Source organism: Sphingomonas sp. FG14, assembly GCF_057809675.1.
This window is the reverse complement of sequence record NZ_JBMDKK010000001.1, coordinates 1686129-1702595: the sequence shown is the minus strand read 5'-3', so window position 1 is coordinate 1702595 and position 16467 is coordinate 1686129. Positions and strand designations below refer to the sequence as shown.

General features: G+C 65.5%; 19 protein-coding genes. 13 read left to right on the top strand and 6 right to left on the bottom strand.

Going from position 1 to position 16467, the window contains the following annotated elements; translation table 11 throughout:
- Positions 1-239: 239 nt before the first annotated feature.
- Both ACODTA_RS08000 and lhpI read left to right on the top strand, forming a co-directional pair.
- Positions 240-1241: a membrane dipeptidase gene (locus ACODTA_RS08000; protein ID WP_489065340.1), complete on the top strand. Its 1002-nt coding sequence runs from the start codon at positions 240-242 to the stop codon at positions 1239-1241.
- 7 nt (positions 1242-1248) lie between these two features.
- Positions 1249-2181 (top strand): bifunctional Delta(1)-pyrroline-2-carboxylate/Delta(1)-piperideine-2-carboxylate reductase, encoded by a 933-nt coding sequence (gene lhpI / locus ACODTA_RS07995; protein WP_489065339.1) that lies wholly within the window; start codon positions 1249-1251, stop codon positions 2179-2181.
- Here the strand turns inward: lhpI and ACODTA_RS07990 are convergent.
- From ACODTA_RS07990 to ACODTA_RS07980, 3 genes are all read right to left on the bottom strand, one after another.
- Positions 2171-2617, bottom strand: a complete 447-nt coding sequence (locus ACODTA_RS07990; protein WP_489065338.1) for an acetyltransferase — start codon at positions 2615-2617, stop codon at positions 2171-2173. The genes lhpI and ACODTA_RS07990 overlap by 11 nt on opposite strands.
- An 85-nt stretch (positions 2618-2702) precedes the next feature.
- Positions 2703-3077, bottom strand: coding sequence for a hypothetical protein (locus ACODTA_RS07985; RefSeq protein ID WP_489065337.1), 375 nt, complete (start codon positions 3075-3077; stop codon positions 2703-2705).
- A 6-nt stretch (positions 3078-3083) separates the two neighbouring features.
- A complete protein-coding gene (locus tag ACODTA_RS07980) occupies positions 3084-4121 on the bottom strand; it encodes a S66 peptidase family protein (RefSeq protein WP_489065336.1) in 1038 nt (345 codons plus the stop codon).
- A gap of 183 nt (positions 4122-4304) precedes the next feature.
- Between ACODTA_RS07980 and ACODTA_RS07975 the strand changes: the two genes are divergently transcribed.
- From ACODTA_RS07975 to ACODTA_RS07960, 4 genes are all read left to right on the top strand, one after another.
- Complete coding sequence (locus ACODTA_RS07975) at positions 4305-4832, top strand: RNA polymerase sigma factor (RefSeq protein WP_489065335.1); 528 nt, start codon at positions 4305-4307, stop codon at positions 4830-4832.
- Positions 4829-5869: a FecR family protein gene (locus tag ACODTA_RS07970; protein WP_489065334.1), complete on the top strand. Its 1041-nt coding sequence runs from the start codon at positions 4829-4831 to the stop codon at positions 5867-5869. Before ACODTA_RS07975 ends, ACODTA_RS07970 begins: the two co-directional genes overlap by 4 nt.
- A gap of 181 nt (positions 5870-6050) precedes the next feature.
- On the top strand, positions 6051-9041 hold the full coding sequence (locus ACODTA_RS07965; protein WP_489065333.1) for a TonB-dependent receptor: 2991 nt from the start codon (positions 6051-6053) through the stop codon (positions 9039-9041).
- Between the two features lie 93 nt (positions 9042-9134).
- Entirely contained in the window at positions 9135-9569 is a 435-nt protein-coding gene (locus ACODTA_RS07960) for a VOC family protein (RefSeq protein WP_489065332.1), read from the top strand.
- A 203-nt stretch (positions 9570-9772) separates the two neighbouring features.
- On the opposite strand, the gene ACODTA_RS07955 is transcribed toward ACODTA_RS07960, so the two are convergent.
- On the bottom strand, positions 9773-9919 hold the full coding sequence (locus tag ACODTA_RS07955) for a hypothetical protein (RefSeq protein WP_489065331.1): 147 nt from the start codon (positions 9917-9919) through the stop codon (positions 9773-9775).
- A gap of 57 nt (positions 9920-9976) precedes the next feature.
- Between ACODTA_RS07955 and ACODTA_RS07950 the strand changes: the two genes are divergently transcribed.
- On the top strand, positions 9977-10867 hold the full coding sequence (locus tag ACODTA_RS07950) for a hypothetical protein (protein WP_489065330.1): 891 nt from the start codon (positions 9977-9979) through the stop codon (positions 10865-10867).
- Between the two features lie 35 nt (positions 10868-10902).
- Here the strand turns inward: ACODTA_RS07950 and ACODTA_RS07945 are convergent, their stop codons facing one another.
- Both ACODTA_RS07945 and ACODTA_RS07940 read right to left on the bottom strand, forming a co-directional pair.
- Positions 10903-11076: a hypothetical protein gene (locus tag ACODTA_RS07945; RefSeq protein ID WP_489065329.1), complete on the bottom strand. Its 174-nt coding sequence runs from the start codon at positions 11074-11076 to the stop codon at positions 10903-10905.
- Positions 11077-11281: 205 nt separating this feature from the next.
- Positions 11282-11461, bottom strand: coding sequence for a hypothetical protein (locus tag ACODTA_RS07940; RefSeq protein WP_489065328.1), 180 nt, complete (start codon positions 11459-11461; stop codon positions 11282-11284).
- 119 nt (positions 11462-11580) lie between these two features.
- On the opposite strand from ACODTA_RS07940, the gene ACODTA_RS07935 reads away from it, so the two are divergent.
- From ACODTA_RS07935 to ACODTA_RS07910, 6 genes are all read left to right on the top strand, one after another.
- Complete coding sequence (locus ACODTA_RS07935) at positions 11581-12699, top strand: type 1 glutamine amidotransferase domain-containing protein (RefSeq protein WP_489065327.1); 1119 nt, start codon at positions 11581-11583, stop codon at positions 12697-12699.
- On the top strand, positions 12696-13394 hold the full coding sequence (locus ACODTA_RS07930; protein WP_489065326.1) for a response regulator transcription factor: 699 nt from the start codon (positions 12696-12698) through the stop codon (positions 13392-13394). The genes ACODTA_RS07935 and ACODTA_RS07930 overlap by 4 nt, the downstream gene beginning before the upstream one ends.
- Positions 13391-14698: a sensor histidine kinase gene (locus ACODTA_RS07925; RefSeq protein WP_489065325.1), complete on the top strand. Its 1308-nt coding sequence runs from the start codon at positions 13391-13393 to the stop codon at positions 14696-14698. The genes ACODTA_RS07930 and ACODTA_RS07925 overlap by 4 nt, the downstream gene beginning before the upstream one ends.
- Positions 14699-14793: 95 nt before the next feature.
- Positions 14794-15585 (top strand): SDR family NAD(P)-dependent oxidoreductase, encoded by a 792-nt coding sequence (locus ACODTA_RS07920; protein ID WP_489065324.1) that lies wholly within the window; start codon positions 14794-14796, stop codon positions 15583-15585.
- A gap of 82 nt (positions 15586-15667) precedes the next feature.
- Positions 15668-16102 (top strand): hypothetical protein, encoded by a 435-nt coding sequence (locus ACODTA_RS07915; protein WP_489065323.1) that lies wholly within the window; start codon positions 15668-15670, stop codon positions 16100-16102.
- Positions 16103-16221: 119 nt separating this feature from the next.
- Positions 16222-16437, top strand: coding sequence for a hypothetical protein (locus tag ACODTA_RS07910; protein ID WP_489065322.1), 216 nt, complete (start codon positions 16222-16224; stop codon positions 16435-16437).
- Positions 16438-16467 lie beyond the last annotated feature (30 nt).

Below are 16467 nucleotides of genomic sequence, written 5' to 3'. Positions count from 1 at the left end.
GGCCGCACGCCGGCGTGCGCGATCCGGAGGCGGGCGCCCGCGCGGTGCGGCGGCACCGTCGTGCCGGATATCCGTTATTTTGCATCACGCCTCTCGATTTTTCCAGAAAATTCGTAATCGAAACTTGACGAGTCGGCAAGATAGGCGCAGTAAATTAGGGAAATGCTGCCTAAATCCGCCGTGCGGCCAGATCGATTATTCCAAATCGATATTTGACGGCGGCGCTGAAAGGGACCGTCATGGATATCGAAGCGCTTCACGCCGAAACCATCATTATCGATGCGGTCTGCCCGATCACCTACGAGACGCGCTACGTGGACTGGTATCGCGAGGGCGGCGTCACCGTGGTCACGCCCACCGTCGCCTGGGTGCAGGACGCCAACTACGCGTTCAAGGCGATCGCGTCGTGGCATGCGTTCGTCGCCGGCCGCGCGGACATGCGGCTGATCCGCAGCACGGCCGATATCGTCGCGGCGAAAGCTGCCGGGCAGACCGGTATCATGCTTCATTTCCAGGGCACGGATCCGATCGAGGATAATCTGGAATATGTGCGGATTTATGGCGAACTCGGCGTCAAGGTGATCCAGCTTTGCTATAATCGGCGCAACCGGGTGGGCGACGGCGGCAGCGAACGCACCGATTCCGGTCTGAGCTATTTCGGCCTGGAGATGGTGGCGGCGCTCAACGATGCCAGGATCGTCGTCGATTGCGCGCATACTGGTGCGCGCACCACATTGGAGGCGATCGAGGCCTCGTCCTCGCCAGTGGTGATCTCGCACGGCAATGCAGCCGCCGTCCATCCCTCCAACCGCAATGTCGCGGACGAGGTGCTCAAGGCGATCGGGGCCAATGGCGGCGTTGTCGGCGTCGTCGGCTTTCCGGCCTTCGTCCATGATTCGGCGCGTCCGACGCTCGACCATTTCATCGATCATATCGTCCATATCGCGGGGCTGATCGGCATCGATCATGTCGGGCTCGGGCTCGACTATGCATCGATGCAGTGGCCGATCGTGAGCGACGAGGCGGCGGTCGCCATTTACGATCAGGCGATCGCGGCGGGGATCTGGCGCGCGGACACCTATCCCAAGCCGCCTTATTATTACCCCGCCGGGATCGAGACGCCACGGACGATGATCAATCTTACCCGTCGGCTCGCGGAGCGCGGTTTCGACGAGGCATCGATCCGCAAACTGCTTGGCGCGAACTGGATGGCGCTCTATCGCGCCGTCTGGGGAGAATGATCTGCATATGCGCCAGTTTTCAGCCGAAGATGTTCGTTCAGCGCTAAGCTGGCCGACCCTGATCGCGGCCATCCGCGATGGGATAACCGGGGACATCACCGTGCCGCTGCGGCAGCGGCACGTGATTCCCGTGCCCGGCCAGACCGATGCCGCGCTGCTGACGATGCCGGCTTGGCGGGCGGGGCATCTGATCGGGGTGAAGCTGGTCACATTCTTTCCCGATGCCGAACGACGCATCAACGCGGCCTATATCGTGTTCGACGGGCGTTCGGGCGAAGCGATCGCGCTGGTCGACGGCGAGGAACTGACCGCGAAACGGACCGCTGCGTCCTCGGTGCTGGCGGCGCTCCATCTCGCGCGTCGCGATGCCGCCCGGCTGGTGATTATCGGAACGGGCCGGCTTTCGGAGGAGTTCGCATCGGCCTATGCGGCAAACTTCCCGATCACCGACATCGCCATTCTCGGCCGGTCGCCGGCGCGCACGGCAGCGCTGGTCGAGGAGTTGAAGGGGCAGGCCTTGCCCGCGCGTGTGGCGCGCGAGGAGGATGTCGAGGATGCGGACATCGTCGTCTGCGTCACCTCCGCGACCAGCCCGGTGCTTGCCGGGCGGCTGCTCGCACCGGGCGTGCATGTCGATCTGGTTGGCGGGTTCCAGCCCGATATGCGCGAGGCCGATGACGAGGTGTTCAGGCGCGCGTCCTTCGTCTTCGCCGATTTCTCGAAGGCGGCGCGGGGGGAGGCGGGCGACCTGATCGGACCGTTCGCGAGCGGCGCGCTGACCGAAGCGCGATTTGGCGGAGAGCTCGCCGATCTGATCCTCGATCGTCATCCCGGGCGCACCGGCGACGATCAGATCACCGTCTTCAAATCGGTCGGTCATGCGAGCGAGGATCTCGCGGCCGCCTCCGCGCTGCTTGCCGCCGATGCGATCAGCGATTGATCGACTGGCGCAGGTGAACCAGGGGATAGGGCCGGCCGGCATCGTCCACTGCCGAGCGATCGAAAGCCACGAACCCGACGCGTTCGTAAAAGGCGACGGCCCCTTCATTCTGTTCGTTGACGTCGACGGTCACCACGCCGTTCTCGGCGAACTGCCGGGCATGAACCACCAGCGCCCGCCCGATCCCGCGTCCGTGCGCGACGGGATCGACAAACAGCGCGTCGATATGCGCGCCCGTAAGGCTCATGAATGCGGCGGGCTGCCCGACTTCATCGTCGATGACCCAGAAGGATGCATCGGCGACGTAATTGCGGACGTCACCCGCGATTGCATCGAAATCCTCCGACGACAGGAAGTGATGCGTCGCCTTCACGGCATCGTGCCAGACCTGGAACAGGCGGTCGGCGTCGGTGGGCTGGGACGGTCTCGGATGCATGCGGCCTCATAGGCTTGTGACTGCACGAAAGCCAATCGAGCCATCGATCCACAACCTGTCCACATTCTTATCCACAGTGCGCGGATCAGGAGGGGGGCGATGAGACTTCCAGGCAACGGCCCTTGCTGCAGGCCAGCGCCCGTTCCATGGCCACGCGCAGCTTGCCGATCATCGGACAGGTGGCGCCAGGCTGTGGGACCAGCCGGACCGTGTGTCCGTCGGCATCGGCCAGGCTGAGTGTATTGCGCAACCGTTCTTCGGAGATGAGCGCGCCGTTCCAGAGGATGCGATCGTGGGCGTCGAGCGTGATCGTGTCGATCTGGTCCGGCGCCGGGGCGGAGGCGGACGCAGCCGCTGTGATCCATTCGGCGCGGGGGCCGGGGCAGGGCGCGCCGCCGCCGCATGCGGCCAGCATCGGCAGGAGCGAAAAAGCGGCGATGGTCGCGACGGCGTTGTGCATGCGTGCTCAGGCCACGGCGGATTCGAGAATGGCGATGGTGCCCGCCGTCGCGTCGATCTCTGCGCGGACGCCGACGGGAATGCTGAACTGGTTTGGAATATGGCCGATCAGCGCGCCCTGGAATGCCGGTACGCCCAGCGGCTCCAGATGCTGTTTCAGCACCTGAGACAGGCTGAACCCGCCGAGATTGCCGCCCGAGGATCGGCAATCGGTGCATTGGCCGAAAACGACGCCGGCGACGCGACCGAGCACGCCGCCGAGCGCGAGCTGGGTCAGCATGCGATCGATGCGATATTCGGCCTCGCCGATATCCTCCAGGAACAGGATCGCGCCGTCGAAATCGGGCAGATAGGGCGTGCCCATCAATGCGGCGAGCACCGTCAGATTGCCGCCGAGAAGCCGCCCGCTCGCCTTGCCGGGGTGGAAGGTGCGGATGCTGCCGCTGCGTTGGACCAGTCGGTCGTCGGTGCCCTGCGGCGTGCGATAGACCGGCGTCGCCCCGTCAAAGGCGATCTCGCGAAATGCGTCCCAGGACAGTTTTCCCCAGGAGCTCGCGGCATTGGGGCCGTGGATGGTGGTGAAGCCCGCGCGCGCCGCAAAGGCCAGGTGGAGCGCGGTGATGTCGCTGAAACCGAGCAGCAGCTTCGGATTGGCGCGGATCAGCCCGAAATCGAGATGGGGCAGGATGCGCGCGCATCCCCATCCGCCGCGCACCGCGAAGACCGCGCGCACGCTCTTGTCGGCATACATGGCGTTGAGGTCGGCAGCGCGCGCCTTGTCCTCGCCTGCCAGATAGCCGTAGCGATCGGCAAGGTGCGGCGCGGGCTTTGGCACCAGGCCCATCGCCTTCACGGTCTCGACGATCAGCGCCAGATCGAATTCGTCGTCGGTGAAGCCGGCCGGCTCGACCAGCCCGACCGTGTCGCCCGCGCGCAGGCGCGGCGGTTTGCGCGTGGGGGCGGGAGCGGCGGCGATGGCGGAGGGCAGGGCAAGCGCGGTGGACAATGCGCCCAGGCCCTGGATTGCGGTGCGTCTGTCGATCATGTCCAGCGGCATAGCAAGGTTGAGGGGCGGGGGCACCCCCGGCCGACTTGCGCGCGGAGCGGCGCGTGATGTAGCGCGGAAGCGGCCCGCCATGCGGGCGATCGATCAAATTTTCGATCATCGTGCGAAAAACCGCGTGCCGCGCGTCTAATGCGGTACGAGTTTCAGCAAAGGGCTGGGGGCATGCCGGGCGAAGGCGCGATATCGGGGGAGAATGCGCGCGACGTGATCGGGCTGAGCCGTGAATATCGGCCGGCGCTGATGGCGTTTTTCCTGCGCCGCATCGCCGATCATGCCGAGGCCGAGGATCTGACGCAGGAAGTGTTCACCCGTCTGGCCGGCCATCCCGACATGACGATGCAATCGGGCAGCGCCTATCTGTTCCAGACCGCGGCCAATCTGCTGCGCGATCGTTCGCGGCGGGCGAAGGTGCGCACCGAATATCGCCAGATGCTGAGCGACGCCGACGGGCTGGGTGTCGATCCGATCGACCCCTTCCGGATCGCGGCGGGGCGCGATTCGATTGTCGCGATGCGCCAGGCTTTGGGCGAGATGGACGAGACGACCGAGGCGATCTTCGCGCTCTACCGGCTGGAGCATATGAGCAAGGAGGTGATCGCCGACACCTTCGGCATCGCGGTGCGCACCGTCGAAAAGCATCTGACCCGCGCGATGGTGTTGCTGACTGAGCGCTTCGGAGACGATCGATGAGCCTCTCCGTCGTCGAAACGGGCCGTCAGGCCCGGCTGGAGGAAGCCGGCACCTGGTGCCTTCGGCTGTCAGAAGGGGCGCTGTCGATCGACGAGCAGGCCGCCTTCGATGCCTGGATCGATGCGGATCCGGAAAATCTCGATGCGTTCGAACGTACGGTGCGCGTGTGGCAACGCTTCGGCGCCGCCGCCACGACGCCCGAATTCATCGAGGTGCGCGAACGCGCGCTGGCGACTTATCGCAGGCGCAACCAGGCGCGCTGGTCCGCCCCGTCGGGATCGCGCCGCGCGCTCTGGAGCATCGCCGCCTGCCTGGTCCTCGCCTTTGTCGCAGGCGTGCTGTGGTTGCAGAGCCAGCCCGACATTTATCGAACCGCCGTCGGCGAGCGCCGCCTCGTCGTGCTGGCGGACGGATCACGCATCTCGCTCGACGCGGCGACGCGCGTCGATGTGCGGCTCGAAAAGGACCGGCGCGTGCTGGTGCTGCGCCAGGGGCGCGCCAAGTTCGACGTCGCGCGCGATCCGTTCCGACCGTTCAGCGTGGCGGCGGGCGACAAGACGGTGGTCGCGACCGGTACCTCGTTCAGCGTCGAACTGTTGCGCCGGCAGATGCATGTCGTGCTCTATGAAGGCCAGGTCGCGGTGATGGAGAAGGCGGCGTCGGGCGCAGTGGCGGTGCCCGTCAGGCTGAAGGGCAAGGGGGGCGCCGCGGATCGGTTGCTCAGGCCCGGCAGCGAACTCGTCGCCAACATGTCGCAGCCGACGGCGTCGGTGGCGCCGACCGATCTCGCGAGATCGCTGTCCTGGGAGGTCGGGCAACTCACCTTTATCGACGAACCGCTCTACAGCGCGGTGGAGCGCGTCAATCGCTATTCGACGCGCAAGATCGAACTAACCGACGCGCGCGCGGCGAAGCTGGAGATCAACGGCGTGTTCAACACCGGTGATGTCGATGCCTTCATCGTCGGCGTGCGCGAGACGCTGCCCGTCCGCATCACGCCGGAGGGTCAGACCGTGGCGATCGCTTCCGAACGATAAATGCCCGCAGCTGCGGCGGTCGGGAAAAATCAATCCGCTTAGGCGATTAGCCTATGCCATCATGCCAAACCGGACGGAAATCGGGAAATTTTCGTGCCCGGCGGGCGGAGTTTTCCGCATGATGCGTCTAATCCTCCACGGCGGGGGCTCTGCCGGGCAGAATTTGGGGGATTGATCGGGTATGTCGCGTCACATTTTTCTCTGGGCGGTTTCCGGGGCGGTTCTGGCATCGACGATGGCGGCGCCTGCCTGCGCGGCGGCGCAGCAGCGGCAACAGACCTATAGCTTCGACATTCCTGCCCAGGATCTGGCGTCGGCGCTGCGGACCTTCGCGCGCACCTCGCGCCAGCAGGTGACCTTCAGCGGCGCGATGGTGCGCGGCCGCAAGAGCGCGGCGCTCAAGGGCAATCACGCCGCCGATCGCGCGATCGACATCCTGCTTTCGGGGACCGGCTTCTCCGTCCGCCGCGCCGATCGCGGTGTGCTCGTGCTGGTCGCGCCGCAGGCGACGCGGATGAGCGCCGCGCCCGTGCAGGAAACGCCGGCTAGCCTGCCCGTCGACGACGGCGCGGATGAAGATGCCAATGCCGAAATCCTGGTCACCGGTTCGCGCATCGACCGCGCCGGCTTCAGCGCGCCGACGCCGACCACGGTGGTCAGCGGCGCCGATCTGCGCATCGGCAATCGGCCGAGCATCGCGCAGGTGCTCAACGATCTGCCGCAGTTTCGTGCCAGCACATCTCCCGTCACTAATTTCTCGGGCACGGCCTCGGGCTCTTCTCCCGCCGATCTTCGCGGCCTTGGCAGCACGCGCACGCTGACCTTGCTCAACGGCCGTCGCTTCACTGGCGCCGGCGATCTCAACACCGTGCCGCAGGCGCTGGTCCAGCGCGTCGAGGTCGTGACGGGTGGCGCATCCGCCGCCTGGGGGTCGGGCGCGGTCGGCGGGGTCGTCAACATCCTGCTCAACGAAACGCTCGACGGGTTGACGCTTGGCGCGACGGCCGGCGTCTCCTCACGTGGTGACGCCGAGCGGTACGGTTTCGAAGGTAGCTTCGGCACCAGCTTCGCCGGCGGTGCGGGTCATTTCATGATCGGCGCGCAGTATCTGGACGACAAGGGTGTGCTCGATCGCGATTCCCGCCGCAATCTCGGCAGCACGACACTCTACACCAACCCAACGGGTTCGGCGCATGTCTACTCCATCGCCCGTGACGTGAATTATGCGGACGCAAGCATCGGCGGCCTGATCACCTCGGGTGTGCTTGCCGGCCAGACCTTCAACAGCGACGGCACGTTGCGTCCCTTCGTTTTCGGCGTCCGGAAACCCAATGACTCGGTGATGATCGGCGGCGAGGGCACCAGCCTGCGCGACGAGACCGCGCTTGCCGCCCCGCACGAGCGGATCAACGTCTATGCGCGGGCCAGCTTCGAAGTGGGCGATGCGAAGCTCTGGATCGACGGCAGCTATTCGCGCATGTCCGCGCAATATCCCTTCTATGCCGAGAGCAACCGCAACAACATCACGGTCTCGCGCGACAATCCCTTTCTGCCGCAAGCCGTTCGCAACCAGTTGATCGCCGCGGGCCAGACGAGCTTCCGCATGGGCCGCGTGTTCGAGGATTATGGGTACCGCACCTTTGGCTATGTGCGTGACACGATCGACGCGGCGATCGGCATCGACGGATCCTTCGCCGACGGCAAGTGGCGCTACAGCGCCTATTACGGCCATGGCGAACTGGGCGACGATCGCGGCTATCTCAACCAGAAGGTCGCCACCAACTTCGCCAATGCGATCGATGTGGTCGCGAACCCGCTCGGCGGCGCGCCGATCTGCCGTGTCGCGCTGACCGATCCGAACACGGCATGTCGCCCGCTCAACATCTTCGGCGAAGGCAGGGCCGATCCGGCGGCGGTCGCCTATGCCTTTTCGAACGCGGCGCACGTCAAGAACACGACCAAGCTCGATACGGCGGGCGTCAGCCTGCGCGGCGATCCCTTCTCGCTGTGGGCGGGGCCTGTCTCGATCGCGGTCGGCGCCGAGGCGCGCTGGGAGTCGATCACGTCGAGCGGGCTCGATCCGCTTTCGGCGGCGCGCGCCTTCTCCACCTTCAACTTCTCGAACCTCGAAGGCGCCTTCAACGTGAAGGAAGGGTTCGGCGAGATCGCGGTGCCGCTGCTCGATCAGGATTTCAGCAAGCTCGAATTCAGTGCAGCGGCGCGTTACAGCCATTACAGCAACACCGGCAGCGTCTGGTCGTGGAAGCTGGGCCTCACCGATCGGATCTTCGACGATCTGCTGATCCGCGTATCACGCTCGCGCGATATCCGTTCGGGCAGCCTTTCCGAGCTCTTCACGCTGCGCTCGACCACGCGCTCGACGATCGCCGATCCGGTGACGCAATCCTCCTATGAGATCATCACCTATGGCGGCGGCAATTCCATGCTCGACCCCGAGATCGGCCAGACCACGACGATCGGCGCAACCTATTCGCCGTCCTTCATTCCCGGTCTGAACCTGTCGGTCGATTATTTCGACATCAGCATCAAGGGCGCGATCGCCACGCTCGGCGGGCAGGACATCGTCAGCCGCTGTTTCAACGGCAATGCGGCATTGTGCAGCCAGATCGTGCGCGGCGGGCCGAACAACCGCGTGACCGAGGTGTACGCGACCTTCGTCAACCTGGCCGAATACAAGACTCACGGCGTCGATTTCGAAGCATCCTATTCGCTGCCGATGGAGAATATCTCCGCGTCGATGCCGGGCACGCTGCGCTTCCGTGCGCTTGCCACCTATGTGCCCAGCCTGACCACCTATGACGGCATTACCAAGATTCAATATGTCGGCGATGTCGGTGAGGCCGTGCCCTTCGGCACGCCGAAATGGCGCGGTTCGTTCAGCGTGGCCTATAATGACGAGGCGTTCAGCGCCGATGCGCGCCTCCGCTATGTCGGCGGCGGCGTGTGGAATCACCTGCTCGACATCGAGAACAACGCGATCTCGGCGCGCACCTATCTCGATATCGGCGCTCAGGTGAAGGTGGACGGCTTCACGCTGTTCGGCAGCATCAACAATGTCTTCGATCGCGATCCGCCGCTCACCACGACGGGGCAGGTGCATTACGACCAGATGGGCCGTTATTTCACGGCTGGCGCCAAGGTGAACTTCTAGGCGCAAGCCGCGCCGGAACACGCGCTTCCATGCCTCGTTGAAGCGTCACGGCCGGGCGGAAACGCCCGGCCGCGATGCAAGGAGAGACATGTCGTGGAAGCGCAGGAACTCCATCGCGGTCGGTTGATCGATCATATCCAGCTTGTGGTTGCCGATCTGCCGGCCAGCCGCCGCTTTTATGAAGCGATTTTCGCGGTGCTCGACGTGCCGATCGGCGGCAGCGCCGACGATTATTTCTGGGCGGACGAACTGTTCGTCTCGACCGCAGACAGCGCGGCGGCATTAGGCCAGCTTACCGGGCGCCATCATCTCGCCTTCCAGGCGTACGACCGCGCGATGGTCGATGCCTTTCATGCGGCGGGCCTCGCAAACGGTGGCAAGGATAATGGGGCGCCGGGCGAGCGGACTTATCATCCCGGCTATTATGCGGCCTTCCTGATCGATCCCGACGGCAACAATATCGAGGCCGTCCATCATGGCGAGGCGGACCGCAGCGCCGCGTCGGTCACGATCCGGTTTCAGGGGTGAAGGGTGCTCCGGCGGCCTTCAGGCTGCCGGAGCTGCGCCGGTATCTGCAATCATGCGGCGAAAGCCAAGCGTGCCCCACACACGCCAAGGCACTCATGCGCGACCAGACACATTGCCCCCCACCAAGGGCGGTTCGCGCCAGCAGGCGAGCAAACCGCCACTTCCCCCAGATCACGGCATGGCCCCCACCGCCATTTCCCGCGTCAGTTCGGATAACTGTGGATGAGGGAGAGGTGAAACAGGAAGCGCCCCAAAATGGATAATTGGGCGATGCGTCCCGTTTCGGGCTTGGTTGTTTCGAAGGGCGCGCAGCGGTGGACGCTCGGCAGGTGATGCGGCAAACCGGCCATGTGCCCGATTCCGTCGTCGATCCACCATTGCGACAATTGACCCGATTGCGGGCTGAAATGGCGATGGCGTCGAACCGGCTGACCGCCGGACTATTGCCCTACGAACCGATGCTCGGGGTCAATCTTGGTATCGTCGCGCGGATATGCCTTCCAGACTGGACGGCGGGTGGGGTGCTGGCGCCGCCCGCCCGGCCGACGCGGGCGATCACGATGCGGAAAATGGCGTTGTCGCTCGGCAGCGCTCCGGAAACGACGCGCCGCCGCGTCAATCTGCTCATCGATCGCGGTGTGCTGGCCTCGTCGGATCAGGGCGTCGCGCTCGCCGTTACCGCCGAAAACGAAGTTCTGGTGAGATGCTATTATCTCGGCGTGCACGACCTGTTTCTCCGGCTGATCGGGGACATCCACGCGACCTGCGATATCGGCTTTCCGATCGGCGAAGCGCCTCGCTTCGAGATCGGCGACATCATCGGGCGCGCGCTCGATATACTGCTATTGCCGATAGACACGTATCGCCCGACTGGACGCAGCCTGTTGGCGTTCCTTCTGTGGGGCGCATTGACCGTGGTCGCGGTACGCAATGTGACGCACGATCCGGTTCTGAGCCGGCGATATGCCAACGAAATCCCGCCCGACGATCTTCGGATCGGCACATCCTTGCGCGAACTGGCCGCGGCGCTTTCAATTCCCTATGCCACCGCCTGGCGGCAGGTGCAGGCCATGCGCGCCGAAGGGCTGGTGACGCGCCTTGCCGGCAATCGCTGGATCGTGCTGAGATCCAATCTGCTGAGCGATAGCGTACGCGAGATCAGCACGCCGCCAAGCCAGCTCCTGCTGCGCAAGGTCCGCGAGCTCGCGGCGCTGGGCCTGGATCCCGCGCGCGTCGCCGATCATTATCGGCAAGGGCGTCCGCCGCTCGCCGAACTGGGACTTTCCCAGGGCGGATAGCGAGCGAGCCGGCAATGCTCGTTTTCGAGCTTCTCCTACCGGATTGAGACGTGGGTCACCTGGTCGCCTGGCGCTAGACCATAGCTCACCTTCGCGGCGCGCCCGGAAAAGCTCGCGTTGTAGCTATAGTCGATATCGTCGCCCTTTTCGGCGCGTTCGACCAGTTCCAGCGACTTGAGCGTGCCGGCATCGGTAAGGAGCTTCCTCATATTCTCGTTGAGCATCGGGATATATGTGGAGAGACGATCCGTGGATGGTGGTGCCGGGACATCGCTTGACCTGTTGCAGCGGCTTGAAAACAGCCTTCGTGATTTCACTCCGGCGGAGCGGGCGATCGCCAATTTCATCCTGAACAATCGCGGGGGCATCGCGTTCGAATCCGCCGATTCCATCGCGGAAAAGCTGGATGTAAGTTCAGTCACGGTCGGCAGTGCGGATATTGCCGTTCTCGATCAGGCTCCAGGTGGCGCCGGCGAGTTCTTCGTCGGCGAGCGCGGCGCGGATCTCGATTGCCGGATCGCTGGCCGCGCGCGCGGTGAAGGGCAGGGCGGAGAACATGATCGCGATGGCGAGGCGAAGGAAAAGACCGCGCATGGCGGCCGCGATAGGCGGCCGCGTGTCAAGCGACCGTCAAATACCTCTCCCCTGATTTGACGCTCATTTGACGGGCGCCGTTTTAGCCCGGCCGCATCCACCCGAATGCGGAGCGCGCCATGCCCAGACTTGTCCTTTTTCTTCTCCTCGCCTTCTCCACGATGCTGCCGATCGCCGCCCAAGCCGCGCCGGGGGCGAGGATATTGCTGGTCGTCAGCGGCCATGGACGCGACGGTGGCAAGACCCAGCCCGGATTCGAATTCGACGAATTCGCCCAGGCCTATGCGGTGTTCCGCGACAATGGCCTGGCGATCGACGTCGCCAGCCCGAAAGGCGGCCGGGTGGAGGCCGACGAACATGATCGCGACAAGCCCTATAACAAACGCCTGCTCGCCGACGGCGCGGCGATGGCGATGCTCGCCGCGACGCGCGCCACCGCCGATCTGAAACCGGAGGACTATGCCGCGGTCTTCGTGATCGGCGGCAAGGGCGCGATGTTCGACCTGCCCGCCGATCCGGCGCTGCGGACCCTGCTTGGGCGCGTCCATGCGGCGGGCGGCGTGGTCGCGGCGGTTTGCCATGGCCCGGCGGCGCTGGTCGCGGTGCTGCGGCCCGGCGGTGCGCGGCTGGTCGCGGGGCGGGGGGTGACGGGCTTCACCAACGAGGAGGAGGCGATGTTCGGCAAGCGCTGGGCGAAAGACTATCCCTTCCTGCTCGAAGACGCGTTGCGCGGGGCGGGCGGCCTGTATGCCGGCGCGCCGATGATGCTGCCCTTCGTGCGCTCCGACGATCGCATCGTCACCGGGCAGAATCCCTATTCGACCGCGCTCACGGCGGAGGCGACGCTCCGTGCGATGGGCCGCACCCCGGCGCCGCGCACGGCCTGGGCCGACGAACGCAGCCTGTTGCTGGTCGTCGAGGCGCTGGCCGGAAAGGCCGACCAGGCCCGCGCCGCGCTCGCCCGCGAACCCGCGCTCTACGACATGCCGCTGATCGGCATGTACGGGGTCTATAGCGCGCGCCGGCCGGGCGCCGGCGAGAAAGCGCTTTCCGATTCCCTGATGGTGATGACGCTGGCCGAGCCGCATTTCGCGCATCCCAGGCTCCAGCTTGCGATGGCGGAGGCCGAACGGACGCTGGGCCGGACGGCGGCGGCGCGTGCGCGCGTCGAAAAGATACTGGCGCAATCGCCCGACATGAAGGAAGCCAGGGCATTGCTGACCGCGATCGGGGAGTGAGCGCGCCCATGGGCCCGGGCCTGGACATATTGCTGATCGAGGACAATGACGCGCTTGCCCGCAACATCGCCGACTATATGGAGGCGCAAGGGCATCGGCTCGATTTCGCCTCCGATGGCCGCCATGGGCTGGCGCAGGCGATCGAAGCGCATTGCGATGTCGTCATCCTCGATCTTGCCTTGCCCGGGCTCGACGGCATCGCCTTGTGCGCGGCGCTCAGGGAGCGGGCAAGCCGGCATGTGCCCGTCTTGATGCTGACGGCGCGCGACACGCTCGACGACAAGCTGCAGGGCTTCGCAGCGGGCGCGGACGATTATCTGGCCAAGCCCTTCGCGCTCGCCGAACTCGATGCACGCTGTCGCGCCTTGTCGCAGCGCCATCGGCTGGGCGCCGATCATGTAATCGCGATCGGCGGTCTCGAGATCGACCGCCAGCGTGGCACCGCCCGGCGAGAGGGGCAGGAATTGCGTCTGACGCCGATCGCCTATCGCATCCTGCTGCTTGTCGTCGAGGCGCATCCGCGACCGCTGCCGCGTTTCGAGCTGAGCCGCGGGATCTGGGGCGAGGATCCGCCCGATTCCGACGCCTTGCGCGCGCATGTCCATCTGTTGCGGCAGGTACTCGACAAGCCGTTCGGTCATGCCATGCTCGAAACCGTGCACGGCATCGGCTTTCGGTTGCGGCCCGGGCCGTGAGACAGGCCTCGAGCCTCAGGCGGCGCATCATCCTGTGCTTCCTGGCGACGACGGGGGCCGCATGCCTGTTGTTCGGCTTTTTCGCCTTTCTGTTCGCATATTCGGTGGAAGACAGCCTGTTCCACGATGCGCTGCGGAGCGAGGCCACGCACCAGCAGGCCTATTGGATCGCGCATCGGCGTTTCGACCGGCCGGGGCGCGACTATATCGCGATCCATGCCGATCCCTCGGCCTTTCCGGCCGATCTGGCCCGCCACTATGGCGTTGAGCCGGAGCGGATCGAATTTCCGGGGGACGATGGGCGCCATTATCATGTGATGCGCTTCGATGTGCCGGGCCGGGCGGATCCCGCCTATGCCGTCGCGGAGGTCAGCCGGCATCTGGTCGTGCGTCCGCTCAGGCGCGAGATGCTGATCTTCCTGGCGGTCTGGACATTGGGGCTGCTCGCCGTGACCGGGCTGATCGGCTATTGGCTGGCGAGCCGCGCGACCGAGCCGCTGACCCGGCTGGCGCGCCTTGTCTCGGATACGCCGCCCGATCGCGTGCCTGCCATCGCCGCCGCGCATTTTCCCGCCAACGAGATCGGCGTGCTCGCGAGTGCGCTGGAGCGCGCATTTGGTCGCATCCATGCCTTTGTCGATCGCGAAGGCCGCTTCACGCGCGACGCCAGCCATGAACTGCGGACCCCGCTGGCGGTGATCCGGAGCGCGGCCGAACTGATCGCGACCGGGCGCGACTTGTCGCCTCAGGTGACCGCGCCACTGTCGCGGATCGCCCATGCCGGCGAGGATATGGAACGCACGATCGGCCTGCTGCTCGAACTGGCGCGCGAGGAGAATGTGGGCGCCGCGACGGACAGCATCGCGTTGTTGCCGTTGATCGAAAAGGCGGTGCTCGATGCCAGCGAACGGTTCGGCGGCGGTGGTCGCGACGTGATGATCGCGGTGGGAGAGGACCGGATGGTCCGGGCGAGCCGGACCGGCCTATCGCTGATCCTTGCCAATCTGATCGGCAACGCGTTCCAGCACGCATCGGGTGGGCGTCTGTCGATCGCGATGGCTGGCGATGCGCTGGTTATCGCCGATAGCGGGCCGGGCATCGCGCCCGATCTCGCGGGTATCGCCGGCACCCCCTTTGCGAAGGGGGCGGGAAGCGGGGGGCATGGACTGGGCCTGTCGATCGTCAAAAGACTTTGCGACCGCGATGGCATCGGCTTCGATGTCGAGCCAGTCGATACCGGCGGCACGCGCATCAGGTTGCGGTTCCGGCCTGGAGAGGGAAGCCGATCCGGGCCGCGCGATTGATGAGCCGGGCGCACAGATGCTTGTCCCGATCGTGAAATAGTCTTGCTGCCGTCGCCTTCCTACATGGCGGCCGATACACGCATCGGAGACATGCCATGGACCTGCAACTGAACGACAAGACCGCACTCGTGACCGGCGCAACCGCCGGCATCGGGCTGGAGATCGCCCGCACGCTGGCGCGCGAGGGCGCTAAGGTGATCGTGGCGGGGCGGACACAGGCGAAACTCGATACGGCGATCGCTGATATCCGCGCGTCAGGCGGGGTGGCGGTGGAGGGCGTGCTGGCCGACGCCGCGACCGCCGAAGGCGCGACGGCGCTGGCGGCGGCGGTGGATCGTGTCGACATCCTGGTCAACAATCTCGGCATCTATGAAAGCAAGCCGTTCGGCGACATCACCGATGCCGACTGGAGCCATATCTTCGAGGTCAATGTCATGAGCGGCGTGCGACTGTCGCGCGCCTATATGCCGCAAATGCTCGAGCGCAACTGGGGGCGGATCATCTTCATCTCCAGCGAATCCGGATTGGCCGTGCCCGCCGACATGATTCACTACGCCACGACCAAGACCGCGCAGCTTTCGATCGCGCGCGGGTTGGCGCAACTGACCCGCGGCACCAACGTCACCGTCAATTCGGTGATGCCCGGGCCGACCCGCTCGGAGGGGATCGAGGATTTCCTGCGTAGCCAGGCAAGCGATCCCACCGCGCCGATCGCTGAGATCGAAGCCGAATTCTTCGCCAGCGCGCGCGCATCCTCGTTGATCCAGCGCATGATCGATGCGGAGGAAATCGCGAATCTGGTCGCCTATCTCGCCAGCCCGCGATCCTCGGCCACCAATGGCGCGGCATTGCGCGCGGAGGGTGGGCTGGTGAACACGATCGCTTGAGCCTCGAAGGTTCGCTGGGCGGCGTTACCCGGCTGCAACAATTGGACATCTCCCATACATGTTGCATCGTTAGCGTGATGCGATGATCCCGATCGACAGGTTGCGCCGCCCGGCGGCATCCGCGCTTGCCGCCGCCCTGGCGCTATCGGCGATGGCCAGCGCAGGGGCGGAAACGCCGCCGCAGAAGCAGACGATCGAGATCACCGTCTTCGGCAACGATCCCTGCCCGCAATCGGACGATCCCGAAGAGATAGTCGTCTGCGCGCGGTTGCCGGAGGGCGACCGGTTCCGCATTCCCAAGCGGTTCCGCGACGAGAAACCCGAAGATGCGCCCGCTGAAATGGCCTGGGGCAGTCGTGTCGATACGATGAACACGCTCACCCGCTTCACCCGGCCCAATAGCTGTTCGGTGGTGGGGTCGGGCGGCCAGACCGGCTGCACCGCCGCGATGCTCAGCCAGTGGTTCGCTGAACGCCGCGCGATGAAGGCGGCGGAGAATGAAGGCAAGGTGCCGTGATGTCCCGTCTTCCCGATGAACAAAAGGTCATGTCGCCGCCAGCATGAGGTGGGGTGACGACTGCCATGATGTCTGCCTTGCCCGGATCATCCGGGCGGGGGAGAAGGAGGCACAAGATCATGACATTGCACCGCATCTTCCGTTCGGCCGCGATCCTGTCCGGCGCCGCAATGCTGACGCTGACCGGGGCGGCGGCCAGCGCCGCGCAATGCCGCGACGCCCACGGCAAGTTCATCGAATGCGCCACCGTCAAGCCCGCGCCCGCCGGCGCATCCGGGCGGTGCCGCGACGGACATGGCAAGTTCGTCAAATGCGTGGCTCCCAAGGCGCATTGAGTCGTTCGCGCGCGCTGATTATGAGCATCG